The sequence below is a fragment of the Polaromonas sp. genome (genome assembly GCF_039930745.1).
GTDB lineage: Bacteria > Pseudomonadota > Gammaproteobacteria > Burkholderiales > Burkholderiaceae_C > Polaromonas.
Genome location: NZ_JBDTTH010000003.1, coordinates 16,926 through 41,362 on the forward strand (window position 1 = coordinate 16,926; position 24,437 = coordinate 41,362).

General features: G+C 59.2%; 21 protein-coding genes. All 21 read left to right on the plus strand.

Annotated elements, in window-relative coordinates; translation table 11 throughout:
* The first annotated feature begins 39 nt into the window (after positions 1 to 39).
* The 21 genes from ABI660_RS01865 (at position 40) to ABI660_RS01965 (ending at position 24,433) form a co-directional block, all read left to right on the plus strand.
* On the plus strand, positions 40 to 1,119 hold the full coding sequence (locus ABI660_RS01865; protein WP_348064375.1) for a pilus assembly protein PilM: 1,080 nt from the start codon (positions 40 to 42) through the stop codon (positions 1,117 to 1,119).
* Positions 1,116 to 1,772, plus strand: coding sequence for a PilN domain-containing protein (locus ABI660_RS01870; protein ID WP_348064377.1), 657 nt, complete (start codon positions 1,116 to 1,118; stop codon positions 1,770 to 1,772). Before ABI660_RS01865 ends, ABI660_RS01870 begins: the two co-directional genes overlap by 4 nt.
* Before the next feature lie 27 nt (positions 1,773 to 1,799).
* Positions 1,800 to 2,474, plus strand: a complete 675-nt coding sequence (locus tag ABI660_RS01875) for a type 4a pilus biogenesis protein PilO (protein ID WP_348064379.1) — start codon at positions 1,800 to 1,802, stop codon at positions 2,472 to 2,474.
* Between the two features lie 47 nt (positions 2,475 to 2,521).
* Positions 2,522 to 3,031, plus strand: a complete 510-nt coding sequence (locus ABI660_RS01880) for a pilus assembly protein PilP (RefSeq protein ID WP_348064592.1) — start codon at positions 2,522 to 2,524, stop codon at positions 3,029 to 3,031.
* Positions 3,028 to 5,145 (plus strand): type IV pilus secretin PilQ, encoded by a 2,118-nt coding sequence (locus ABI660_RS01885; RefSeq protein WP_348064380.1) that lies wholly within the window; start codon positions 3,028 to 3,030, stop codon positions 5,143 to 5,145. Before ABI660_RS01880 ends, ABI660_RS01885 begins: the two co-directional genes overlap by 4 nt.
* A 168-nt stretch (positions 5,146 to 5,313) precedes the next feature.
* Positions 5,314 to 5,856 carry a shikimate kinase gene (locus ABI660_RS01890; RefSeq protein WP_348064382.1) on the plus strand — a complete coding sequence of 181 codons (543 nt, stop codon included), beginning with the start codon at positions 5,314 to 5,316 and terminating at the stop codon, positions 5,854 to 5,856.
* A 115-nt stretch (positions 5,857 to 5,971) separates the two neighbouring features.
* The gene (aroB, locus tag ABI660_RS01895; protein WP_348064384.1) at positions 5,972 to 7,087 is read left to right on the plus strand and encodes a 3-dehydroquinate synthase; all 1,116 of its coding nucleotides are present in this window, start codon (positions 5,972 to 5,974) and stop codon (positions 7,085 to 7,087) included.
* Positions 7,088 to 7,166: 79 nt separating this feature from the next.
* A complete protein-coding gene (locus tag ABI660_RS01900) occupies positions 7,167 to 8,381 on the plus strand; it encodes a deoxyguanosinetriphosphate triphosphohydrolase (RefSeq protein WP_348064386.1) in 1,215 nt (404 codons plus the stop codon).
* Positions 8,378 to 9,598: an MFS transporter gene (locus tag ABI660_RS01905; RefSeq protein ID WP_348064388.1), complete on the plus strand. Its 1,221-nt coding sequence runs from the start codon at positions 8,378 to 8,380 to the stop codon at positions 9,596 to 9,598. Before ABI660_RS01900 ends, ABI660_RS01905 begins: the two co-directional genes overlap by 4 nt.
* 213 nt (positions 9,599 to 9,811) lie before the next feature.
* Positions 9,812 to 10,963: an ABC transporter substrate-binding protein gene (locus tag ABI660_RS01910; RefSeq protein WP_348064390.1), complete on the plus strand. Its 1,152-nt coding sequence runs from the start codon at positions 9,812 to 9,814 to the stop codon at positions 10,961 to 10,963.
* A 67-nt stretch (positions 10,964 to 11,030) separates the two neighbouring features.
* Positions 11,031 to 11,729 (plus strand): transposase, encoded by a 699-nt coding sequence (locus ABI660_RS01915; RefSeq protein WP_348064392.1) that lies wholly within the window; start codon positions 11,031 to 11,033, stop codon positions 11,727 to 11,729.
* A gap of 231 nt (positions 11,730 to 11,960) precedes the next feature.
* Positions 11,961 to 16,757 carry a glutamate synthase-related protein gene (locus tag ABI660_RS01920; protein ID WP_348064394.1) on the plus strand — a complete coding sequence of 1,599 codons (4,797 nt, stop codon included), beginning with the start codon at positions 11,961 to 11,963 and terminating at the stop codon, positions 16,755 to 16,757.
* Positions 16,758 to 16,784: 27 nt separating this feature from the next.
* Positions 16,785 to 18,263 (plus strand): glutamate synthase subunit beta, encoded by a 1,479-nt coding sequence (locus ABI660_RS01925; RefSeq protein WP_348064396.1) that lies wholly within the window; start codon positions 16,785 to 16,787, stop codon positions 18,261 to 18,263.
* Between the two features lie 325 nt (positions 18,264 to 18,588).
* Positions 18,589 to 19,434, plus strand: a complete 846-nt coding sequence (locus ABI660_RS01930) for an ABC transporter ATP-binding protein (RefSeq protein ID WP_348064398.1) — start codon at positions 18,589 to 18,591, stop codon at positions 19,432 to 19,434.
* Positions 19,431 to 20,225: a lipid asymmetry maintenance ABC transporter permease subunit MlaE gene (gene mlaE, locus ABI660_RS01935; protein ID WP_348064400.1), complete on the plus strand. Its 795-nt coding sequence runs from the start codon at positions 19,431 to 19,433 to the stop codon at positions 20,223 to 20,225. The genes ABI660_RS01930 and mlaE overlap by 4 nt, the downstream gene beginning before the upstream one ends.
* A gap of 97 nt (positions 20,226 to 20,322) precedes the next feature.
* Entirely contained in the window at positions 20,323 to 20,826 is a 504-nt protein-coding gene (gene mlaD / locus ABI660_RS01940) for an outer membrane lipid asymmetry maintenance protein MlaD (RefSeq protein ID WP_348064402.1), read from the plus strand.
* On the plus strand, positions 20,823 to 21,566 hold the full coding sequence (locus ABI660_RS01945) for a VacJ family lipoprotein (RefSeq protein ID WP_348064404.1): 744 nt from the start codon (positions 20,823 to 20,825) through the stop codon (positions 21,564 to 21,566). The genes mlaD and ABI660_RS01945 overlap by 4 nt, the downstream gene beginning before the upstream one ends.
* Before the next feature lie 149 nt (positions 21,567 to 21,715).
* A complete protein-coding gene (locus ABI660_RS01950) occupies positions 21,716 to 22,351 on the plus strand; it encodes an ABC transporter substrate-binding protein (protein ID WP_348064406.1) in 636 nt (211 codons plus the stop codon).
* Between the two features lie 14 nt (positions 22,352 to 22,365).
* Positions 22,366 to 22,641: an STAS domain-containing protein gene (locus ABI660_RS01955; RefSeq protein ID WP_348064408.1), complete on the plus strand. Its 276-nt coding sequence runs from the start codon at positions 22,366 to 22,368 to the stop codon at positions 22,639 to 22,641.
* Between the two features lie 98 nt (positions 22,642 to 22,739).
* The gene (locus ABI660_RS01960) at positions 22,740 to 23,681 is read left to right on the plus strand and encodes an ABC transporter ATP-binding protein (RefSeq protein WP_348064410.1); all 942 of its coding nucleotides are present in this window, start codon (positions 22,740 to 22,742) and stop codon (positions 23,679 to 23,681) included.
* Complete coding sequence (locus tag ABI660_RS01965) at positions 23,678 to 24,433, plus strand: ABC transporter permease (protein WP_348064412.1); 756 nt, start codon at positions 23,678 to 23,680, stop codon at positions 24,431 to 24,433. Before ABI660_RS01960 ends, ABI660_RS01965 begins: the two co-directional genes overlap by 4 nt.
* Positions 24,434 to 24,437 lie beyond the last annotated feature (4 nt).

Genomic DNA, 24,437 nt, shown 5'->3' on the forward strand with positions numbered 1-24,437 from the left:
TTTGCAGGGCTACACATTAGCCGTCATCTGGGGACCGTCTTGATCTCTTCGGGATCGTTATTCAACCGTCAATCGTCTGCCCTGCTGGGCTTGGACATCAGTTCCTCCAGTGTCAAGCTGGTTGAGCTGAGCCGCGACAAGGCGGGCAATCTGGTGCTTGACCGTTGTGCCATTGAGCCTCTGGAAAGAGGCTGGATCACCGACGGTAATGTGGAAAAATTTGACGAAGTGGCCGAGGCGGTGCGCCGGCTCGTCAAAAAAAGCGGAACCCGCACCAAAAATGTGGCCATGGCTTTGCCAGCTTCGGCGGTGATCACCAAGAAAATCATCTTGCCGGGCGGGATGAGCGAGCAGGAACTGGAGATCCAGGTTGAGGCCGAGGCGAACCAGTACATTCCCTTTTCGCTGGATGAGGTCAGCCTTGACTTTTGTGTGGTCGGTCCCAGCGCCAGTTCGGCCGGCGATGTAGAGGTGTTGATCGCGGCGTCCCGCAAGGAAAAAGTCAACGACAGACAGGGATTGGCCGAAGCAGCGGGGCTGAAGCCGGTCGTGGTGGATGTGGAGTCATATGCTTCGCGCCTGGCAACCGCCCGGCTGATCGAAAACCTGCCGAACAAAGGCCTGGACACCTTGGTTGCCCTGTTTGAGGTCGGTGCTCTGACGACCAGCATGCAGGTTATCAAGAACGACGAGGTCCTTTATGAGCGCGACCAGGCCTTTGGTGGCGCGCAACTCACCCAGCTGATTGTTCGCCAGTATGGTTTTTCGCCGGAAGAAGCGGAAAGCAAGAAACGTAGCGGCGAACTGCCGGACGATTACGATGCCAGCGTTCTCAAACCCTTTGTTGACAGCATGGCGCAGGAAATCGGCCGTGCTCTCCAGTTCTTTTTTACCAGCACGCCGCATAACAAGGTGGATTACGTGATGCTGGCGGGGGGGTCTTCGGCCTTGCCTGGATTGACAGATGCGGTCACTCAGCAAACTTCATTCGCTTGCATGGTGGCTAATCCGTTCGAGGGCATGACTCTCGGTAGCAACGTTCGGGAGAAGAAGATGAAGCGTGAGGCGGCGTCTTACCTGACCTCTTGCGGCCTGGCTTTGCGGAGGTTTTTCCAGTGATTCTGGTCAATTTACTTCCCCACCGTGAGGCTGCACGCAAGCAACGGCGAGAGGCGTTTTTTGTTGCGCTTGGTATTGCCGCCCTGGTGGGTGGCCTGCTTTGTGGCGCGGTCTACACTTGGTACCAGGCACAAATCTCGACGCAGCAGGGGAAAAATAATTTCCTGAAAACGGAAATCACCCGACTCGAGAACCAGATCAAGGAAATTGCCGGCCTACAGCAGGAAATTGCTGCCCTGCGTGCCAGGCAAATGGCGGTAGAAGATCTGCAAGGCAACCGCAATCTGCCAGTGTATCTGCTTGACGAGCTGGTCAAGCAATTGCCTGATGGTGTGTACATCACCAGCATGAAGCAGGACAACCAGATGGTCATGCTGACGGGGGTAGCCCAGTCTAACGAGCGGGTTTCCGAGTTGCTGCGCAATCTCGGCAATAACAGTCCCTGGTTGACCCGTCCTGAGCTCATTGAAATTACGGGAAAGTCGATAACCCTGGGTGCGCGCGATCAGCGTCGTGTGGCGAATTTTTCCATGCGAGTAGGGCTTCGGCGTGCAACTGATGTGCAGAAGGCTGCTGCTGCATCGGCGGCGGCTTCGGCAGGTGCCATCGTGGGTAAACCTGCACAGCCCGGCTCTGCTGCGGCCAAGATCTGATAACCCGGTCTGGAACAGGCACCGACTATGGCAACTACCCCGAAATTGAACGTAAATTTTGCCGCGCTCCAGGATGGGCTAAAGGCACAATTTGTCGGCCTCAACCCGAATGATCCGCCTTCCTGGCCGGCATTGCCACGATATCTTCTATATGTATTTGTGACGATTGCGGTGGTGGCCGCACTCTGGTTTGCATGGCTCAGTGCTTCCGATGAGGAGCTTAAGGCTGAACAGGCCAAGGAAGTGCAGTTACGGGAAGACTTCAAAAAGAAATTAGCCCAAGCCATCAATCTCGAGGCTTTGAAAAAGCAGCGTGAGCAAGTGCAGCAGTATGTGACGCAACTGGAAAAACAGCTGCCGAGCAAGGCTGAAATGGATGCCCTGCTGTCGGACATCAACCAGGCGGGCTTGGGACGCAGTTTGCAGTTTGAGCTGTTTCGACCTGGGCAGGTCAGTGTCAAGGAATACTATGCGGAGCTGCCTATCTCGGTCAGGGTGTCGGGGCGTTATCACGACATTGGAGCTTTTGCGGCCGATATCGCCAATCTGTCGCGGATCGTGACCCTCAACAACATGACGATTACGCCGCTCAAGGATGGAATGATGAGCATGGACAGCACCGCCAAGACTTTCCGTTATCTGGACCCCGAGGAAGTTGCCCTGCAGCGTAAAACGGCACCTGCGAAAGGTGCAAAGAAATGAAGCGAGCTGGCATTCAAAAGGCACTGATCCTGGTGACGGCCGTGGTGATGTGCCTGGGTCTGACAGCCTGTGGCTCTTCCGAACAGGAGGAGCTTCAGCAATGGATGGCCGAGCAACGTAATCTGACGAAACCCAGGATTGAACCGTTGCCGGAGCCCACCAAATTCTCGCCACAGGCCTATACCCAAGAGGGCGCCATTGAGCCTTTCAGCAGCCAGAAATTGACGCAGGCACTGAACAGGGATTCCAACCAGGCGACCTCCAATGCCGCCCTGATTGCGCCCGAACTCAGCCGGCGCAAGGAACCGTTGGAAGCGATGCCTCTCGACGCGGTGGCCATGGTTGGCAGCTTGATCAAGGTGGGGCAGCCGGTGGCACTGGTGCGGGTGGATAACCTTCTTTATCAGGTGCGGGTAGGCAACTATTTGGGTCAGAACTACGGGCGCATCACGAAAATTTCCGAGACTGAGGTTGGCCTGCGAGAAATTGTGCAGGACGCTGCAGGCGAGTGGATAGAGCGGACAGCGACTTTACAGCTTCAAGAGGGATCAAAATGAACAAAAATGCATCGACGATGCATGCCGTCCTGCAGCAGCAGGGCACATGGTCGCGGATATCAGGTCGCGTTGCCATCCAAGCGGTGTTGCTGTTGGCATCGCTGGCAACGCCTGTTTGGGCGCAAGCATCCAATGCCATCGAAGCGGTCTCAGGCTCCGTTCAGGGAGGCGCCGAGGTCATCCGCATTGACTTGACAGAAGCTTTGACTGCGGTCCCCACGGGATTCACGATTCAAACGCCGGCCCGGATTGCTCTTGATTTTCCTGGTGTCGGTAACTCGATGGGACGCTCCGCAGTTGACTTGAACCTTGGTAACCTGCGGTCCGCCAACGTCGTCCAGGCGGGAGAGCGTACGCGCGTCGTCCTTAATCTCAAGGCATCGACGGCCTACACAGCACAAATCCAGGGCAAATCCCTGCTGATCACGCTTGAGCCAGTGTCCGTTGCAGCGCCTTCGCCCGCCGCCACCCCTGTTTTTGCAGAGAGTCGGAACCGCGATACCTTGCCGCTGAAAGACATTGATTTTCGCCGGGGAACCGACGCTTCGGGTCGGATTGTGGTTGATCTGGCCAACAACCAGGTGGGTGTTGATATCCGTCAGCAGGGGCAGACTCTGGTAGTTGAATTCCTGAAGACTGCTTTGCCTGAAGGACTGCGCCGCCGGTTGGATGTATCCGACTTCGGTACACCGGTCCAGAGCGTGACCACCTCGCAGTTGGGTGACAAGGTACGCATGGTGGTGGAGCCCAAAGGGGCATGGGAACACAGTGCCTACCAGAGCGACAACCAGTTTGTGCTGGAAGTCCGTCAGCAGAAGGTGGACGAGTCCAAGTTGTCGCAAGGGCCTGGCTACACCGGTGAAAAACTCTCATTGAACTTCCAGAACATTGAAACGCGGTCCTTGCTGCAGGTTATCGCCGATTTCACCAATTTCAACATCGTGACGTCTGACAGCGTGTCGGGCGCCGTCACCCTGCGCCTGAAAGATGTTCCCTGGGATCAGGCCTTGGACATCATTCTCCAGGCCAAAGGTCTTGGCATGCGGAAAACCGGCAATGTGTTGCTGATTGCTCCCAAGGACGAACTAGCAGCCAAGGATAAACTCGATCTGGAGTCGCGCAACGCGATCCAGACGCTGGAGTCGGTGCGTACGCAATCTTTCCAGATCAACTATGCGAAAGCTGCTGATATTGGTGCTCAAATCACGGCCGGGGGTACTGGCCCGAACAGCGCGAGGATTCTGTCCAATCGTGGTAGCGCGATAGCCGAAGCCAGAACGAATCAGCTGTTTGTTACTGACATTCCTTCCAAGCTCGAACAAGTTCAAGGCTTTATTGCAAAAATAGACATTCCTGTGCGTCAGGTCCTGATCGAAGCGCGCATTGTGGAGGCTTCTGATAGCTTTGGGAAGTCCTTGGGAGTGCGGCTTGGCGGCCGGCCATTTACATTAAACGGGAATCAAAACACCTCTTTTGGCTCTACATATACTACCGGGGTACCTGGTACGACTGCGGGTAATTTTGTCAATATTCCTGGAGTTGGCCAAAACGGTTTCCAACCTGGAACTTTCGCCATCTCCTTATTCGAATCAAGCTTGACTAGATTCATCAACCTTGAGATTTCAGCCATGGAGGCCGACGGCAAAGGCAAGATTGTGTCCAGCCCGCGTATCGTGACGGCCGACCAGGTCAAGGCCCTGATCGAGCAAGGTACCGAGTTGCCTTACCAACAGGCGACCTCCAGCGGAGCGACTTCCATTGCCTTTCGCAAAGCCAATTTGAAGCTGGAAGTCACGCCCCAAATCACGCCTGAAGGAAACATCATCCTGAATGTTGATGTGAACAAAGACAGTGTGGGTCGATCTACAACCAATGGTTTCGCGATCGATACCAAGCACATCCAGACTCAAGTGCTGGTCGAGAATGGCGGTACGGTCGTGATCGGCGGCATCTTTGAACAAAATGAGCGCGAAGATGTGACCAAGGTGCCATTGCTGGGTGATCTTCCGGGCGTAGGTAATTTGTTCAAACAGAGAACACGTTCCGCGAACAAGTCGGAGCTGCTGGTTTTCATCTCGCCCAAAATGATCTCTAACGGCGCGGCACTGCGTTGAAGCGACACGGCTGCGTAGCGCGCAGCCGTGCACCTAAGTTGGCTAATTTTTAGCTCGCAGATCCAGGGATGTGTAAAGTCAGGAAGCGCTTTGTTTCAGCGAGCTTTGTGAGATGCTGCTTAAACAGGTTTTGTTTCTATTCCCCGTCTTTTCCGACTGGAGACACCTTTGACCAAGCCGTCTTACGTGGCCTTGGTCGGTCTTCCGGGCTCAGGGAAATCCACGATTGGTCGTCACCTCGCGCGCCGGTTGGGCCGCTCATTTTTCGATACCGACCAGGTCATTGAAACGCGAATGGGTCTGTCTATCCGTGAGTTTTTTGAACGCGAGGGTGAGGAGCCTTTTCGTGATCTCGAACAGAGCGTCATGGATGAACTGACGCAGGGCGAATCCTGCGTTTTGTCGACAGGCGGTGGGGCGGTATTGCGGCCGGTCAATCGCGAACACCTGAAGCAGCGTACCCAGGCGGTGTACCTGCATTCCGCCCCGGAAGAGGTCTTTCGCCGCTTGCATCATGACCGGAACCGGCCGCTGCTCCAGGTGGCTGACCCGCTGACGCGTTTGCGCGAGCTGTACACCTTGCGCGACCCGCTGTATCGCGAAAGCGCCCGCTTTGTCGTGGAAACCGGAAGGCCTTCGGTAGCTGCGCTGGTCAACGTGATCGCGATGCAGCTTGAACTGGCCGGAGCCTTGCCCGCCCCTCGGGCCTGATACGCGTGCGCTGTGGCAGCTGTTCCCGGGACGCCGCCGCATGCCGTCAAGACGAGGTAGTCCCGCGTACTGCTTGAGTTCCGACTGGACTGTCAGAGCCTCTACACTTGAGTTTATGCACACCCATTTCTCTCAGGCTACACAACAGGTTGTCATTGACCTGGGCGAGCGCAGTTATCCCATCTTCATTGGCGCCGGTCTGCTGGGCGACCCGGCGATTTATCAGGATCTGCCGGCCTCAAATACAGCGCTGATTGTGTCAAATGATACCGTGGCTCCTCTTTACGCACAGTCATTGCAGCGCGCGCTGCAGGGCCAGTACAGCAGGGTGCTGCAGGTGGCCTTGCCCGACGGCGAGGTCCACAAGGACTGGCCTACCCTGCAACTCATCTTCGACGCCTTGCTTGCTAACAGCTGTGATCGCAAGACGGTACTTTTTGCGTTGGGCGGAGGTGTGGTCGGCGACATGACGGGCTTTGCGGCAGCGTGTTACATGCGTGGCGTGCCTTTTGTACAGGTGCCCACGACCTTGCTTGCGCAGGTGGACTCGTCGGTTGGTGGAAAAACCGCCATCAATCACCCTTTAGGCAAGAACATGGTGGGTGCGTTTTACCAGCCGGAACGAGTGATCTGTGACCTCGACGTGCTCCAGAGCCTGCCCCCCCGCGAGCTGAGTGCCGGACTGGCAGAAGTCATCAAGTACGGGCCGATTGCGGACATGGTTTTTCTGGACTGGATCGAAGCGAACATCGACGCATTGCTTGCGCGGGAGCCGGCGGCGCTGGCACACGCCATCCAGCGCAGCTGCGAAATCAAGGCCGCCGTGGTAAGCCAGGACGAGCGCGAGGGCGGTCTCCGTGCCATCTTGAATTTTGGACATACCTTCGGCCATGCCATCGAGTCGGGACTCGGTTATGGGCAGTGGCTGCATGGTGAAGGTGTGGGTTGCGGAATGGTGATGGCCGCCGAGCTGTCGCACAGACTGGGTCTCATTGACCAGGCTTTTGTTGATCGCTTGCGCACGCTAGTCCAGCGCGCCGGGCTCCCGGTCATCGGCCCCCGGCTGTCTGCTGCTGACAGTGCAGGGCGTTATCTGGAACTGATGCGGGTGGACAAAAAGGCGGAAGCGGGGGAGATCCGGTTTGTGGTGATCGACGGCCCTGGCCGGGCAGCCGTGCGAAGCGCCCCGGATGCGCTGGTGCGCGAAGTGATTGAGGCCTGCTGCGAATGACCTGCTCATTTAATGTTTGCTATATTAAATATAGCAAACTGTGCTTGAATCTAAAGGGCTAGGACCCGATTTTGTATTCATGACGATGTTGGCGCCTTACGCCTGCGACCCCCACGCTTCGCGCGGCCGCCGTTACCCGGAGCCGGCAGCGCCGACGCGTTCCGCGTTCCAGCGCGACCGCGACCGCATCGTTCATTCCACCGCATTTCGGCGGCTGGTTTACAAGACCCAGGTGTTTCTGAACCACGAAGGAGACCTGTTTCGCACCCGCCTGACCCATTCCCTCGAGGTTGCACAACTCGGCCGTTCCATTGCCCGCACGCTGCATCTGAACGAAGACCTGGTCGAAGCCATCGCCTTGGCCCATGACCTGGGTCACACGCCTTTCGGCCATGCCGGGCAGGACGCGTTGAACAGCTGTCTGAAAGGCCATAGCCCGGACAGTGCCGGTTTTGAGCACAACCTGCAAAGCCTGCGTGTCGTGGACACATTGGAGGAGCGCTACCCTGACTATGACGGCCTGAACCTGTCGTTTGAAACCCGCGAAGGCATCCTCAAACATTGCTCACGCCGCAACGCCCAGCGGATTGAAGCGCGCGAACCGGGTGGTGTTGCGCATCGTTTCCTGGAGCCATCCGGCGCCGGCCCGCACGCCCGGCAGCCCGGGCTGGAAGCTCAGCTTGCCAATCTGGCCGATGAGATTGCCTACAACGCCCACGATATCGACGACGGCGTGCGTTCAGGCCTGCTCAGCATGGAGCAGCTCAAGGAAGTCGAATTGTTCGACCAGTACAGTCGCGAAACCTTGTCCAGACACCCGGCTTTGCAGGGCCGCCGCCTGCTGTTCGAAACCATACGCCGCATGCTCAGTGCGCAGGTCTACGACGTGATCGACGCAACGCGCGCGGCCCTGGCCAATACGGCCCCGGACAGTGCCCAGTCCGCGCGCCGGCATCCGCCGTTGGTCTGCTTTAGTGATGAAATGGCCTTGAAGTCCTCGTCCCTCAAGCGGTTTCTGCTACAAAATTTATACCGACACCCACAGGTGGTTGAGACCACCCAAACCGCTCAACAGGTCGTGCGTGACCTGTTTGCCGCCTACATGGCCGATCCGGCACAGATGCCGCAGGCGCACAGCGACCGGTTTGACCAGCTGGAAAGCAGCGCGCCCGCCAATGCACACCGCCCCACCAAACCCGAGCGGGTTGTCGCCGATTACATTGCTGGCATGACAGATCGGTTTGCGGCCAGGGAACACGAGCGCCTGAAGGGCCACGTGGTGTTTCCCGCTTGAAGGCTGCCCACTCCGCCGCCCTGGTGATCGCCGCTGGCGTGGTGGCGGCGATGCATGTGGGCAAGCTGCCGCCAGCCTTGCCCGCGTTGCAGCAGGTGCTCGGCGTGTCGCTGGTGCAGGCCGGGTTTTTGCTGGCGCTGGTTCAACTCGCAGGGATGACGCTGGGCCTGCCTGCAGGGTTGTTGATCCAGCGCTACGGGCCGCGACGCAGCATGCTTGCCGGTTTGCTGGTGCTCAGCGTCGCCAGTGCGCTGGGCGGCGCAGCCCAGGGCGCAGCGGGCTTGCTTGTTAGCCGGGTATTGGAGGGGGTGGGCTTTTTGTGCGTGGTCCTGCCTGCGCCGGGCTTGTTGCGGGGGATAGTGCCGGCCGAGCGTCTGAGTCGCGCGCTGGGTGCGTGGGGTGCCTACATGCCACTGGGTGCCGCATTGGCCATGCTGTTGGGACCTTGGGTGATGATGCAGGCTGAGCCAACTTGGGGCTGGCGAATCTGGTGGTGGGCCTTGTCCGCGCTGACTGCCTTGCTGGCGGCACTGGTCTTTCGCGGTGTTCCTGCCGACCGGTCCGTTTCAGTGTTGAACGGATCGTCCGTTTTTCCGGGAGCAAGCGCATCCTCTTCTGAGTCGTCTGGCCTCGTGAAGTTGACGTTGCAGTCAAACGGGGTCTGGCTGGTCGCTGTGTGCTTCGCCATGTATTCGGGCCAATGGCTGGCAGTCGTAGGATTTTTGCCTTCAATTTATGCTCAGGCCGGGCTGGCCGCTGGTGCCACGGCCTGGCTCACGGCGTTGGTGGCCGCCGTCAACATCATCGGCAACCTGGTGGCCGGCGTCCTGCTGCACCGGCGAGTGGCCCCGCTGGTTTTGCTGGTGGGAGGGTTCGCTGCGATGGGCGGAAGCGCTGTGCTGGCTTTTGGTGTGGATGCCAGTTCGTGGCTCCAGTATCTGGCGGTGCTGGCGTTTTCGATGGTGGGGGGCTTGATTCCGGCGACGCTGTTCAGCCTAGCGGTTCGGCTGGCGCCAAGTACCGCCACCGTGCCCACCACGGTGGGCTGGGTGCAGCAGTGGTCTGCCTTCGGCCAGTTCTGCGGACCGCCACTCGTGGCTTGGGTTGCTGCGCAGATGGGACATTGGCAGCTGACCTGGGCCGTCACGGGCGCATGTTCCCTGGTCGGCATTTTTCTGGCCTGGAAACTCCAGGGCCTGTTGGATCGCGCTCAGTAGCCGATTCCACGTCCGCCAGTGGCGTGCGAGGGGGCCTCCGTGCATAGCCTTATGACGTGTTGGCATCCGCAAACCTTTCATTTAGCAGCACGACTGACTAACCTCCAGGTTGGAGTGCTATTTGTTACAAGGCGCGGCATAGGCTGAATTTCCCGGCATTCAAGGGCCCGGGCATTCATTGTGCTTATTGCACGATATTTCAAAAGGTATGGCATGAAACTGAATCGACGCGCGCTCGTTATGGGCGGAATTTCAGCCGGTGTGACCGCTTTCAGTCCCTTGGCCCAGTCGCAGGCTGGCAAGGGCGCTCGCAAACTCGTGATTGGGCAATCTGTACCCCTGACTGGGGCAGCCGATCAGATCGGACTGGCGTATTTCAATGGAGCCAAGCTCTACTTTGATGCGATCAATGCAAAAAACGGTGCAGCGGGCTACCAGATAGAAGTCAAAGTACTGGATGATGGCTACAGCCCGCTAAAAGCCGCGGCGAACGCCAGGCAACTGATGGGCGAGGGCGTGGATGCCCTGTTCGGCTTTGTTGGAACAGCTAGCTGCGACGCCGCTTTTGCTGCGGCCAAGCCGGCTAACGCCTTGTTTTTTGCACCTTTCGCCGCGTCGGACGGGCTGCGTGAGGCCGCACTGAGCAATGCATTTCACGTTCGTCCGGCATTGGCCGACGAAGCCTACAAAATGGTGCGTCATTGCGCCACACTGAGCCAAGATCGCATTGCTGTCTTTGCGGAAGACGATGCCATGGGGCGCGCCGGGCTTGCCGCTGTCAAGCAGGCGCTGATCGATCTGAAACTCCCGCCCCTGGTAGCGAACGCCTTTGCGCCAGTGAACAGCGAAAAAGTCGAATCTGCGGTGGCGCAGCTGGCCAAGGCCCAGCCTCAAGCCATCATTCAGGGCTGCCTGTTCAACACCTCCGCTGCGTTCATTCGCGCCATGCGAAAAACCGGTTTTGCCGGCCAGTTCCTGAACTTTTCGGTGGTTGGAATTGATCCGCTGTTCACGGCCTTGGGCAAGGAAATTGGTGGCGTGATCATTTCACAGGTGGTGCCTTCGCCGCGTAGCGCGGGAACGCCCATCGTCAAGGAATACCTGGACGTGCTGAACCTGACGGACCAGATTCCCAGTTACGAGAGCATCGAAGGGTATATTGCGGCGCGCACTTTTGCGGAAGGCGTACGACGCAGTGCGGCCAGCAGTGGAAAGCCTGATCGTGCCGGGCTTCAGAAAGCCTTCGAATCCATGACTGACTACGATGTGGGCGGTTTTCGCGTGAATCTTCGCGCCAAAAAATACGAGTCAGTCCGCCTTGTCGATCTCGTCACCATCACGCCGGATGGCAAGGTGGTTCGTTAAAACTGATCAGGCCACCTAATTGGGGTCAGATTCCCATATGATGCGCTGAACCACAGCGCACCTTGTCATGGCACGTCTTCCCCGTTTGAGCCTTCCCGGTTATCCGCACCACATCATCCAGCGCGGCAACAACCGGCAAGCCATTTTTTCGGCGCCTGCCGACTATCAGGTCCTGTTGGATCTGATCGAGGAGCATGCAAAAAAATCTGGCGTCGCCGTCCATGCTTATGTGCTGATGGTGAACCACTTTCATTTGCTGGTGACGCCGGAAGCGGCGGATTCATTGCCCCGAATGATGCAGGCAGTGGGTAGGCGTTATGTGCGCTACTTCAACGACAGCCAGGGGCGCTCGGGCACCTTGTGGGAGGGCCGTTATCGCTCGGCGCTGATCCAGGCTGAGACCTGCCTGCTGGCCTGTATGGCCTACATGGACCTCAACCCTGTGCGCGCGGGCTTGGCCCCCGATGCGCGCGATTACCCTTGGTCCAGCCACGGCCACTATGTCGGATTGCGAAACGACAAGCTGGTGACGCCGCACTCCCTGTTCTGGGGGTTGGGCAACACGCCCTTTGCCCGTGAAGCAAGCTATGCGGACATGGTGCGCGCCGGAGTGCCCGCCGAGCAGCAGACCGCATTGACGAAATCAACGCTGGGTGGATGGGCCTTGGGGGATGCTGACTTTGTAGCCAATCTCCAGCCGTACATAGAGCGCAGATTGGTCAAGACCCAGGTTGGACGCCCCCCGCGAAAGCCAACGGGTATCTGATGAAGGCATTCACGTGGGGGCTAATACGGCAATTTTTGATATGTCCCTAATTTAATTGGTTTTCCGTCCATCTGTATTTAATTAAAACCTGACCCCAATTTTTCTCCTTGGCATTGTTGTTGCACTGCACTATGCTGTCTTTCCCGCGAAATATTACGAAAACCCGGCAGGACAGCCCTCAGCGCAGCTCGCGCGCCACAAGTTGTCCCGCCCCCTGATCAGGAGTGCGCCATGACCACGGCTGCTGAAATCACACACTTTGAACAACACGGCCTGTACAGCCCGGCGAACGAGCATGACGCCTGTGGCGTTGGTTTTGTTGCTCACATCAAAGGGCATAAAAGCCACGCCATCGTGCAGCAGGGTCTGAAAATTCTTGAAAACCTGGACCATCGCGGTGCGGTCGGTGCCGACAAGCTGATGGGCGACGGTGCCGGCATTCTGATCCAGTTGCCGGACGCGCTTTACCGTGAAGAAATGGCCAAACAGGGCGTCAATCTGCCGCCGCCAGGCGAATACGGCGTTGGCATGGTGTTCCTGCCCAAGGAGCATGCGTCCCGCCTGGCCTGTGAGCAGGCCCTGGAGCGAGCCGTGCGCGCGGAAGGCCAGGTCCTGCTCGGCTGGCGCGATGTGCCAGTGAACCGCGACATGCCGATGTCGCCGACGGTGCGAAAGAAAGAACCCATCCTGCGGCAGATTTTCATCGGCCGCGGCAACGACGTGATCGTGCAGGATGCCCTGGAGCGCAAGCTGTATGTGATCCGCAAGACCGCCAGTGCCGCCATCCAGCGCCTGAAGCTCACACACAGCAAGGAATACTACGTTCCCAGCATGTCCAGCCGCACCGTGGTCTACAAGGGCCTGCTGCTGGCCGACCAGGTCGGCACCTATTACATGGACCTGACCGATCCGCGCTGCGTGTCCGCCCTGGGCCTCGTGCACCAGCGCTTCTCCACCAATACCTTCCCCGAGTGGCCGCTGGCCCACCCTTACCGCTATGTGGCGCATAACGGCGAGATCAACACCGTCAAGGGCAACTACAACTGGATGAAAGCCCGCGAAGGCGTGATGTCCTCGCCGGTGCTGGGTGCCGACCTGCAAAAGCTCTACCCCATCAGTTTTGCCGACCAGTCCGACACTGCGACTTTCGACAACTGCCTTGAGTTGCTGACCATGGCAGGCTACCCCATCAGCCAGGCGGTGATGATGATGATTCCCGAACCCTGGGAACAGCACACCACCATGGACGAGCGCCGCAAGGCCTTTTATGAATACCACGCGGCCATGCTCGAGCCCTGGGACGGGCCGGCTTCCATCGTGTTCACCGATGGCCGCCAGATCGGTGCCACGCTGGACCGCAACGGCCTGCGGCCTTCGCGTTACTGCGTGACCGACGACGACCTGGTCATCATGGCCTCCGAATCCGGCGTGTTGCCGATTCCCGAAAACAAGATCGTGCGCAAGTGGCGGCTGCAGCCCGGCAAGATGTTCCTGATTGATCTGGAGCAGGGTCGCATGATCGACGACGAAGAGATCAAGGCCACGCTGGCCCACAGCAAGCCCTACAAGCAGTGGATAGAAAACCTGCGCATCCGCCTCGATGACGTGCAGGCGACCGCAGTGCCCGCGCCCACGGACGGCATGAAAATGGGGGCTGACGAGGCGAGCGCTACTTCGGCATCGAGTTCGGGCATGACCGAATCCCACGCCTTGCTGGATCGTCAGCAGGCCTTTGGCTACACCCAGGAAGACATCAAGTTCCTGATGTCGCCCATGGCCGTCAACGGGGAAGAGGGCACGGGCTCCATGGGCAACGACAGCCCCTTGGCAGTTCTCTCCAACAAGAACAAGCCGCTGTACAACTATTTCAAGCAGCTGTTCGCACAGGTCACCAACCCGCCTATCGACCCGATCCGCGAAGCGATCGTGATGTCGCTGGTGTCCTTCGTCGGCCCGAAGCCGAACCTGCTCGATATCAACCAGGTCAACCCGCCGATGCGGCTAGAGGTCAGCCAGCCGGTGCTCAATGTCGCTGACATGCAGAAGCTGCGCGACATCGAAGCGCACACCCAGGGCAAATTCAGGAGCTACACCCTGGACATCACCTATCCGCTGGCCTGGGGCCACGAAGGGGTAGAGGCCAAACTCGCCTCGCTGTGTGCGGAGGCGGTCGATGCGATCAAGAGCGGCAAAAACATCCTGATCATCAGCGACCGCGGCATCAGCCCGGTACAGGTCGCCATTCCGGCCGTGCTGGCGTTGTCGGCCATTCACCAGCACCTGGTCAAGGAAGGGCTGCGCACCACCGCGGGTCTCGTGGTGGAAACCGGTTCCGCGCGCGAAGTCCATCATTTTGCGGTGCTCGCCGGTTATGGTGCAGAGGCGGTGCATCCGTATCTGGCGATGGAAACGCTGACAGAACTTGCCAGAGACCTTCCTGGCGACCTGAGCGCTGACAAGGTGATCTACAACTACACCAAGGCCATCGGCAAAGGCCTGTCCAAGATCATGTCGAAGATGGGTGTGTCCACCTACATGAGTTATTGCGGTGCCCAGCTGTTCGAGGCCATCGGCCTGAACCGCGCCACCATAGACAAGTTTTTCACCGGTACGGCCAGCCAGGTCGAAGGCATGGGTGTGTTCGAAATCGCCGAGGAGGCGCTGCGCATGCACAGGGCGGCGTTCGGCAACGACCCGGTGCTGGCCAACATGCTCGACGCCGGCGGCGAATATGCCTGGCGCGTGCGCGGCGAAGACCACATGTGGTCGCCGGATGCGATCGCCAAGCTGCAGCATGCGACGCGTGCCAACAACTGGAACACCTACAAGGAATATGCCCAGCTGATCAATGACCAGAATCGCCGTTATATGACCTTGCGCGGCCTGTTCGAGTTCAGGATTGATCCGTCGAAAGCGATTCCGATTGACGAGGTCGAGCCAGCCAAGGAGATTGTCAAACGCTTCGCCACCGGCGCCATGTCGCTGGGTTCCATCAGCACCGAAGCCCATGCCACGCTGGCCGTGGCCATGAACCGCATCGGCGGCAAGAGCAACACCGGTGAAGGTGGCGAGGACCCGAACCGTTATCGCCAGGAACTCAAGGGCATCCCGATCAGAAAAGGCGAGACGCTCAAGAGCGTGATCGGCGAAAGTGTCGTTGAGGTGGACCTGCCTTTGCAGGACGGTGATTCGCTGCGTTCGCGCATCAAGCAGGTGGCTTCGGGCCGTTTCGGCGTGACTGCGGAATACCTGGTGTCGGCTGACCAGATCCAGATCAAGATGGCGCAGGGCGCCAAGCCGGGCGAGGGCGGCCAGTTGCCTGGCGGCAAGGTCAGCGAGTACATCGGCCAGCTGCGTTATTCGGTTCCGGGCGTGGGCCTGATCTCGCCGCCGCCGCACCATGACATCTATTCGATTGAAGATCTGGCGCAACTGATCCATGATTTGAAAAACGTCAATCCGCGCGCCAGCATCAGCGTCAAGCTGGTCAGCGAAGTCGGGGTTGGCACGATTGCGGCCGGTGTGGCCAAAGCCAAGTCCGACCACGTTGTGATTGCGGGGCATGACGGCGGCACAGGCGCGTCGCCCTGGTCGTCGATCAAACATGCCGGCTCCCCGTGGGAAATCGGCCTGGCGGAAACCCAGCAGACCTTGGTGCTGAACCGGCTGCGTGGCCGCATTCGCGTGCAGGCCGATGGGCAGATGAAAACCGGCCGCGATGTCGTGATCGGCGCGCTGCTGGGGGCCGACGAGTTCGGTTTTGCCACGGCACCGCTGGTGGTCGAGGGCTGCATCATGATGCGCAAATGCCACCTGAACACATGCCCGGTGGGCGTGGCCACCCAGGACCCGGTGCTGCGGCAGAAATTCAGCGGCAAGCCGGAACACGTCGTCAACTACTTCTTCTTCGTCGCCGAAGAAGCGCGGCAGTTGATGGCCCAGCTCGGCGTGCGCAAATTCGAAGACCTGATCGGCCGCGCAGATCTGCTCGATACCCAGAAAGGCATTGAGCACTGGAAGGCCGATGGCCTGGATTTCTCGCGGCTGTTCTACCAGCCGCATGTGCCCACCGATGTGCCGCGCAAACATGTCATGGAGCAGGACCATGCACTGGAGCGTGCGCTGGATGTGCGCCTGATCGAGAAATCAAAGGCGGCACTCGAAAAAGGCGAGAAAGTCCAGTTCATCGAAATAGCACGCAACGTCAACCGCACTGTTGGTGCCATGTTGTCGGGTGAGTTGACACGGCGCCATCCGGAAGGCCTGCCGGACGACACACTGCGCATCCAGCTCGAGGGTACGGGCGGCCAGTCTTTTGGAGCCTTCCTGGCCAAGGGCATCACCATGTATTTGATTGGCGACGCCAACGACTACACCGGCAAAGGCCTGTCAGGTGGCCGCATCGTGGTACGCCCCAGCATTGACTTCCGCGGCGACGCGGTCAAGAACACGATTGTCGGCAATACCGTGCTGTACGGTGCAACCACCGGCGAGGCCTTCTTCAGCGGTGTAGCCGGTGAACGTTTTGCGGTGCGCCTGTCGGGCGCCACCGCGGTGGTGGAAGGCACGGGCGACCACGGCTGCGAGTACATGACAGGCGGCACGGTGGCTGTGCTCGGCAAGACTGGGCGCAACTTTGCGGCCGGCATGAGCGGTGGCGTGGCCTATGTCTACGACGAAGACGGCCAGTTTGCCAAACGCTGCAACACGGCCATGGTATCGCTGGAAAAAGTGCAACCTGCCGCCCAGCAGGAAGCCGGCACAGACCACGCTGTCTGGCATGGCGGCAAGACCGATGAAGCGCAACTGAGAAAACTGCTCGAAGACCACAACCGCTGGACGGGCAGCAAGCGCGCCCGTGAACTGCTGGACAACTGGGCAGAAGCGCGCGGCAAGTTCGTCAAGGTGTTCCCGCTGGAATACAAGCGCGCGCTGGGCGAGATGGCTGCCAGGCAGCTGGCCGCCGCTGCACCTGCCAAAACGGCAGGCAAGGCCTCCTCTGCGAAAACAGCCATCGCCGCAGCCTGAACAACAAGAAGCATCTGGAGTAGCCACATGGGAAAAGTCACCGGTTTCATGGAATACGAGCGTGTCGAGGAGGGTTACAAACCCGTGCCCGAGCGCCTGAAAAACTACAAAGAGTTTGTGATCGGACTCGATGACGCACAGGCCAACAAGCAGGCAGCGCGCTGCATGGACTGCGGTACGCCGTTTTGCAACAGCGGCTGCCCGGTCAACAACATCATTCCTGATTTCAACGACATGGTGTTCCGGGCCGACTGGAAAAGCGCGATCGACACGCTGCACAGCACCAATAATTTTCCGGAGTTCACGGGGCGCATCTGCCCCGCTCCCTGCGAAGCTGCCTGCACACTAAACGTGAATGATGATGCGGTGGGCATCAAGTCCATCGAACATGCCATCATCGACCGGGCCTGGGCAGAAGGCTGGGTCCAGCCGCAAATGCCGCAGCACAAAACAGGCAAAAAAGTCGCGGTGGTGGGCTCGGGGCCGGCCGGCATGGCCGCCGCACAGCAACTGGCACGAGCCGGCCATGACGTGACCCTGTTCGAGAAGAACGACCGCATCGGCGGCTTGCTGCGTTACGGCATCCCCGACTTCAAGATGGAAAAAATCCACATTGACCGCCGGGTGCAGCAAATGCAGGCCGAAGGCGTGACCTTTCGCACCGGGGTCATGGTGGGCAAGGCCAAAGACCCGCTCGGCAAGGACTCGAAGGTCACCAACTGGGCCAAGGAAACCATTACGCCCGAGCAACTGCAAAAGGACTTCGACGCGGTCTTGCTGACCGGCGGCGCCGAGCAGTCGCGCGACCTGCCGGTGCCTGGCCGCGATCTGGACGGCATCCATTTCGCGATGGAGTTTTTGCCGCAGCAAAACAAGATCAATGCGGGTGACAAGGTCAAGGACCAGCTGCGCGCCGACGGCAAACACGTCATCGTCATTGGCGGTGGTGATACCGGCTCCGACTGTGTCGGCACCAGCAATCGCCATGGTGCGGTCAGCGTGACGCAGTTTGAACTGATGCCGCAACCACCCGAAGAAGAAAACCGGCCGATGACCTGGCCCTACTGGCCGATCAAGTTGCGCACCTCTTCCTCCCACGAAGAGGGTTGCGAGCGGGAATTCGCCATTTCCACCAAGGAGCTGATTGGCGACAAGGGCAAGGTCACTGGCCTGAAAACCGTGCGCGTCGAGTGGAAGGACGGCAAGATGCAGGAGGTGGCGGGCTCCGAGCAGACGCTCAAGGCCGACCTTGTTCTGTTGGCCATGGGTTTTGTCGCTCCTGTGGCGGCCGTGCTCGATGCATTTGGCATCGAAAAGGATGGACGCGGCAACGCCAAGGCGACGACGGATTTCACCGGCGGTTATGCGACCAATGTGCCCAAGGTTTTCGCGGCGGGCGACATGCGTCGCGGCCAGAGCCTGGTGGTCTGGGCGATTCGCGAGGGTCGCCAAGCCGCGCGCTCCGTTGATGAGTTCCTGATGGGGTACAGCGACCTGCCGCGCTGAAAGCAGCAAGACCCTCGCAAATCGCCCCAAAGGGGGCGTGCAGTGGAACGTTGCGGAGCGCTGCACACATGGATTGCTGCAAAAATAATAGCTATTGGTACCCGTATCTAAAGGGCTGAGGCCCGATTTCATCTAAAAATGAAAGACTGAGAAACCTTTCCCGGACCCGCGCCCAGGGCTGGCTCCACGCGCGCCGGCCCCATGTTCATGGGGTGGTTTTAGAGGGACATGCTCTTGGTTCGCAGTACCGGCTCAGGGCAAACCCTTTATCATTGAGCCATCGCAATCGAAGCCGGCTTCTTCCGCAGGCTTTTCTTTTCTCCCCATGTCCGACAGCGCGCCTTCCCTTGTTGAATTCAAGCATGTGACTTTTGCCTACCCGGGCGCAACAGGGGATCGTGTGATCCTGAGCGACGTCACGCTGTCGGTGCCGCGCGGCAAGGTCACGGCACTGATGGGCGCTTCCGGCGGCGGCAAAACCACGGTATTGCGCCTGATCGGTGGTCAGCAGAAAGCAGGCAGCGGCGATGTCCTGTTTGACGGCCAGAACATTTCCAGCCTGAACCAGGCCGAGCTGTACGCCGCGCGGCGGCGCATGGGCATGCTGTTCCAGTTTGGCGCCTTGTTCACCGACTTGAGCGTCTTCGACAACGTGGCTTTTCCGCTGCGTGAGCACACAACCCTGGACGAAGCCCTGATTCGCGACATTGTTCTGATGAAGCTCAATGCCGTCGGGTTGCGAGGTGCGCGGGCGTTGCTGCCCAGTGAGATTTCGGGCGGCATGGCCAGGCGCGTGGCACTGGCCCGCGCAATTGTGCTGGACCCGGAACTTATCATGTACGACGAGCCCTTTGCTGGCCTGGATCCGATCTCGCTGGGCACGGCCGCGCAACTGATACGCCAGCTCAACGACAGCTTGGGCATCACCAGCATCGTGGTGTCGCACGACCTGGAAGAAACTTTCCGCATCGCCGACAAGGTCATCATTCTGGCCAATGGCGGAATCGCCGCACAGGGCACGCCCGATGAAGTTCGCCATTCCAGCGACCCACTGGTGCACCAGTTTGTCAATGCACTGGCCGAGGGGCCGGTCCAGTTCCATTACCCGGGCCCGAACGTGGCCGACGATTTCGGCCTTCAGGCAGCGGCAGGAAAAGGACGGCGTTCATGAGCCGCTCCCTGCTCGTCACCCTGGTGGCCGACCTGGGCTTTGCCACGCGCAGCAAGCTGGTTGAACTGGGGTATGGCGCCCGCATGATGGCCCGGTTGCTTGCATTGACAGGGCCGGCGTTTGCGCGTTTTGGCCTGATCCGCGACCAGATCTTCTTTCTGGGCAACTACTCGCTGGCCATCATCACGGTGTCGGGGCTGTTCGTCGGTTTTGTGTTGGGGCTGCAAAGTTATTACGCGCTGCAGCGTTATGGCTCATCTGAAGCGCTGGGCTTGCTGGTGGCCCTGAGCCTGGTGCGCGAACTTGGTCCGGTGGTGACGGCCCTGCTGTTTGCCGGGCGGGCCGGCACGGCGCTGACGGCGGAAATCGGGCTCATGAAAGCCGGTGAGCAGTTGTCGGCCATGGAAATGATGGCGGTGGACCCGGTGCGCCGGATTCTGGCGCCGCGGTTCTGGGGCGGTGTAATTGCGATGCCGCTGCTGGCGGCAGTTTTCAGTGCCGTCGGCATTCTGGGCGGCTGGGTGGTTGGCGTGCTAATGATTGGTGTAGACGCGGGCGCTTTCTGGAGCCAGACGCAGTCGGGTGTGGACGTCTGGCGCGATGTCGGCAACGGCGTTGTCAAGAGTTTTGTCTTCGGTGTGACCGTCACCTTTATCGCCCTGTTTCAGGGGTTCGAGGCGCAGGCGACGCCTGAAGGCGTTGCGCGGGCCACCACCCGCACTGTGGTACTGGCCTCGCTGGCGGTGCTCGGCCTTGACTTTGTTCTCACGGCGCTGATGTTCAGCGTGTGATTTATGTCACCTCAGAAATTGTCTCGTCCAGTGCGAAAATCAACTCTCCTTGATGCCCCGGCGCATGCCGCGGCCCTGTGCAATTTTAGGAACCAAGATGCAACGCTCGAAAAATGACCTGTGGGTCGGCCTGTTTGTGCTGGCCGGCGCTGCTGCCATCCTGTTTTTGGCGCTGAAGTCGGCCAACCTGCTGACGCTGAATTTCGACAAGTCCTACGCCGTGGTGGCGAAGTTCGACAACATCGGTGGTTTAAAACCACGTGCACCGGTCAAAAGTGCGGGCGTAATTGTCGGTCGCGTTGAAAATATTACATTTGATGACAAATACTACCAAGCCAGTGTTAATCTGGCCTTGGAAAGCCGCTATGTGTTCCCCAAAGACAGTTCGCTGAAGATCCTGACCAGCGGTTTGTTGGGGGAGCAATACATCGGTGTGGAGGCGGGCGCTGACGAGAAAAATCTGGCAGCGGGCGACGTGATCAAACAGACACAGTCGGCCGTGGTGCTGGAAAGCCTGATCAGCCAGTTTTTGTATAGCAAGGCGGCGGACAGCAGTTCCTCGACGACCGCAGCGCCAGCAGGGAATAACGATAAAAAATGAAAACACGAACCATGATGAAACGGCCCGGCCTGTGGGCCGGCCTGCTGGCCCTCGCACTGCTGCAGGGCTGTGCGACCGGCCCCAACCCGCGCGACCCCTTTGAACCTTTCAATCGTGGCGTCACCCGCTTTAACGATGGCCTCGACGAAGCCATCGTCAAGCCTGTGGCTCAAGCCTACCAGGGCGTGGTGCCTTCGCCGGTGCGCACGGGTGTCAACAATTTTTTCGGCAACCTTTCGGATGTCTGGTCCTTTGTCAATAATGTGCTCCAGGCCAAACCGCAAGCGGCGGCTGACAGTTTCATGCGCGTCAGTGTTAACACGCTGATCGGCCTGGGAGGCGTGCTGGACTGGGCCACAGAGATGGGCATAGAGCGGCACCGCGAAGACTTCGGCAAGACCTTGGGGCGTTGGGGTGTGGCGACCGGCCCTTACCTGGTGTTGCCGATATTGGGCCCCTCTACCGTACGTGACACGGCTGCGCTGGCGGTTGACACCAAAGGTGACCTGGTTTTGCAGCTTGACCATGTGCCAACCCGCAATTCCCTCTATGTGCTGCGAGCGGTGGACCTGCGCGCGAACCTGCTGCGTGCCGGAGAAGTACTGGATGGGGCTGCACTCGACAAATACAGTTTCACGCGCGATGCCTACCTGCAGCGGCGCGGCGCAGTCGTGGAGCCGAATGGGGACGAAGAGCGTTATGACCTTCCGGAGGCCTCTCCAGCGGCACCCGTCAAGTAAAGAACGCTTACAGATGGTGCAGGAACTTCACTGAGCAAGCCGAACCAAAGTCCAAAAAACACTGTCAAATCAACTACTTGCTTGCAACTGCCCAAGGATGGATCTCCCGCCCGGCCCGGCAGGCAATGGCCTCGAACTGAAGGAAAACCATGAACCGACGAATTTTTAGCCAAGTCCTGGGTGCCTGCTTTGCCGCAGGCCTGCTGACCGCCGGCCCGGCCGTGTTTGCTGCCGACGAAGCGCCCGATGTCCTGATCAAGCGTACTTCCACCGAAGTGCTGGACACCATCAAGGCAGACAAGGGCATCCAGTCCGGCGACACGAGGAAGATCATTGCGCTGGTTGATGCCAAGATCATGCCGCATGTGAATTTCACGCGCATGACGGCGGCTACCGTGGGACGGAACTGGCGCCAGGCCACCCCCGAGCAGCAAAAACGCCTCCAGGAGGAATTCAAGATCCTGCTGGTGCGCACCTATTCCGGGGCGCTCTCCCAGGTCAAGGATGAGACCATCAACGTCAAGCCCCTGCGTGCCGCACCGGCGGACACGGAAGTCGTCGTGCGGACAGAGGTGATAGGCCGCAGTGAACCAATCCAGCTGGATTACCGCATGGAAAAAGCCGCCGGCGGCTGGAAGATCTATGACCTGAATGTCCTGGGCGTGTGGATGGTGGAAACCTACCGCACCCAGTTCGCGCAGGAAATTTCAGCCAAAGGGGTGGACGGCCTGATTGCGGCGCTCGCCCAGCGCAACAAGTCCAATGCGGGTGCGCAGAAATCCTGAGCGGGATCGCTGACGTGCTGACACTTCCTGCGGTGCTGACCCATGCGGTGGCACCTGGTTTTGTTCGCAGCCTCACGCCCGGACTGTTTGTCGGCCCGGGAGAGGTGGTGGCAGATGCCAGTGCCTTGCAACAGTTTGATTCGTCCGCGCTGGCCATCCTGCTGGAATGCCGGCGCCGCGCGTTGGCGGCGGGGAAAACGTTTTCTGTGCGCGGCGCTCCCGCACGCTTGCGCGAGTTGGCCGGGCTTTATGGTGTGGCCGAGCTGATTCCACCCGCTGCGACGGCCTGAGCCTTAGCGCACGTGAGGGCAGGGCCCCGGCCCGCCTGCGGGACATTGAGCTGCCAGGTCGGATGAAACAGGCGCCAGCCGCTTAAAATAGCGGGCTCATGCCAGCCATCTCATTCCAGTCCGTTTCCAAATCCTATTCATCGACTCGAAGCCAGACCGGTCCCGGTGTCCAGGCGCTGGACAATGTGAGTTTTGATATTCAGCAGGGCGAATTTTTTGGCTTACTGGGCCCCAATGGCGCTGGAAAAACTTCCCTGATCAGCATTCTGGCCGGCCTTTCGAGGGCCAGCAGTGGCCGGGTGCTGGTGCACGGCAGCGATGTGGTCGCCGATTACGCCAATGCCAGGCGCAAGCTCGGCATCGTACCCCAGGAACTGGTGTTCGACCCTTTTTTCACCGTGCGCGAAGCGCTTCGCATCCAGTCTGGTTATTTTGGTGTCAGGAACAATGACGACTGGATTGACGAGCTGCTTCTGAGCCTGGGCCTGTCTGACAAGGCCAACGCCAATATGCGCCAGCTTTCTGGCGGCATGAAACGCCGTGTGCTGGTGGCGCAGGCGCTGGTTCACCAGCCCCAGGTCATTGTGCTCGACGAGCCTACCGCCGGGGTCGATGTAGAACTGCGCCAGACGCTGTGGCAATTCATTGCCAGGCTCAACAAGCAGGGCAGCACGGTGCTGCTGACCACCCATTACCTCGAAGAAGCCGAAGCCCTGTGTAGCCGTATCGCCATGCTCAAGCAGGGGCGCATGGTCGCTCTGGCCTCAACCTCGGAGCTGCTCAAGGCGGCTTCGTCGAATGTGCTGCGCTTCAAGCTCGACAGCGAGCTCCCCAAGGCGCTGGCAGACAAAGCCCGCATCACCGGCCGCATTGTCCAGTTGCCGGCGCACAATGCAAACGAGATTGAGCAGTACCTCAGCGCCATCCGCGAGGCGGGGTTGGTGGCTGAAGATGTGGAGATCCGCAAAGCAGACCTGGAAGATGTGTTTCTTGAGGTGATGGCTGAAAAAATCGGCGTGCCTGAAGGAGCGCCGGCATGATGGGTTGGCAGGCGCTTTTCCACAAGGAAGTGATGCGGTTCTGGAAGGTCGGCTTTCAGACTGTCGGTGCGCCCATCCTCACCGCCGTCATGTACATGCTGATTTTTGGCCATGTGTTGCAGGACCAGGTGAAGGTTTACGGCACCGTTGGCTACACGGCTTTCCTGGTTCCGGGCCTGGTCATGATGAGCGTATTGCAGAACGCTTTTGCCAACAGCTCTTCATCGCTGATCCAGAGCAAGATCATGGGCAGTTTGGTGTTTGTGCTGCTGACACCTCTGTCGCACTGGCACTGGTTTTTTGCCTATGTTGGCTCGTCAATTGTGCGAGGGCTCGCGGTTGGTCTGGGTGTGTTTGTGGTCACTGTCTATTTTGGCCAGCCCAGCTTTGTCGCACCGCTGTGGATTGTGGTGTTCGCGGTGCTGGGGGCGGCGCTGCTGGGCTCTTTGGGCTTGATTGCCGGCCTGTGGTCGGAAAAGTTCGACCAGATGGCGGCTTTCCAGAACTTCGTCATCATGCCCATGACTTTCCTGAGTGGCGTGTTTTACTCCATCCACTCGTTGCCCCCGTTCTGGCAAACCGTCAGCCACCTGAACCCGTTTTTCTACATGATCGACGGATTCCGTTATGGCTTTTTTGGCGTCAGCGACGTGTCACCCTGGCTGAGTCTGGCCATCGTGGGCGTTTCTTTGCTGATCATCAGCGGCATCGCAGTGAATTTGCTGCGTATTGGCTACAAAATCAGAAATTAATATG

Bases quoted from the DNA above. Each gene is read 5' to 3' on its own strand.
- aroB (WP_348064384.1), top strand. From the start codon at position 5,972: ATGCACACCCATTTCTCTCAGGCTACACAACAGGTTGTCATTGACCTG.
- ABI660_RS01960 (WP_348064410.1), top strand. From the start codon at position 22,740: ATGCCAGCCATCTCATTCCAGTCCGTTTCCAAATCCTATTCATCGACT.
- ABI660_RS01900 (WP_348064386.1), top strand. From the start codon at position 7,167: ATGACGATGTTGGCGCCTTACGCCTGCGACCCCCACGCTTCGCGCGGC.
- ABI660_RS01875 (WP_348064379.1), top strand. From the start codon at position 1,800: ATGGCAACTACCCCGAAATTGAACGTAAATTTTGCCGCGCTCCAGGAT.
- mlaD (WP_348064402.1), top strand. From the start codon at position 20,323: ATGCAACGCTCGAAAAATGACCTGTGGGTCGGCCTGTTTGTGCTGGCC.
- ABI660_RS01885 (WP_348064380.1), top strand. From the start codon at position 3,028: ATGAACAAAAATGCATCGACGATGCATGCCGTCCTGCAGCAGCAGGGC.
- ABI660_RS01930 (WP_348064398.1), top strand. From the start codon at position 18,589: ATGTCCGACAGCGCGCCTTCCCTTGTTGAATTCAAGCATGTGACTTTT.
- ABI660_RS01920 (WP_348064394.1), top strand. From the start codon at position 11,961: ATGACCACGGCTGCTGAAATCACACACTTTGAACAACACGGCCTGTAC.
- ABI660_RS01950 (WP_348064406.1), top strand. From the start codon at position 21,716: ATGAACCGACGAATTTTTAGCCAAGTCCTGGGTGCCTGCTTTGCCGCA.
- mlaE (WP_348064400.1), top strand. From the start codon at position 19,431: ATGAGCCGCTCCCTGCTCGTCACCCTGGTGGCCGACCTGGGCTTTGCC.
- ABI660_RS01915 (WP_348064392.1), top strand. From the start codon at position 11,031: ATGGCACGTCTTCCCCGTTTGAGCCTTCCCGGTTATCCGCACCACATC.
- ABI660_RS01965 (WP_348064412.1), top strand. From the start codon at position 23,678: ATGATGGGTTGGCAGGCGCTTTTCCACAAGGAAGTGATGCGGTTCTGG.
- ABI660_RS01880 (WP_348064592.1), top strand. From the start codon at position 2,522: ATGTGCCTGGGTCTGACAGCCTGTGGCTCTTCCGAACAGGAGGAGCTT.
- ABI660_RS01910 (WP_348064390.1), top strand. From the start codon at position 9,812: ATGAAACTGAATCGACGCGCGCTCGTTATGGGCGGAATTTCAGCCGGT.
- ABI660_RS01925 (WP_348064396.1), top strand. From the start codon at position 16,785: ATGGGAAAAGTCACCGGTTTCATGGAATACGAGCGTGTCGAGGAGGGT.
- ABI660_RS01945 (WP_348064404.1), top strand. From the start codon at position 20,823: ATGAAAACACGAACCATGATGAAACGGCCCGGCCTGTGGGCCGGCCTG.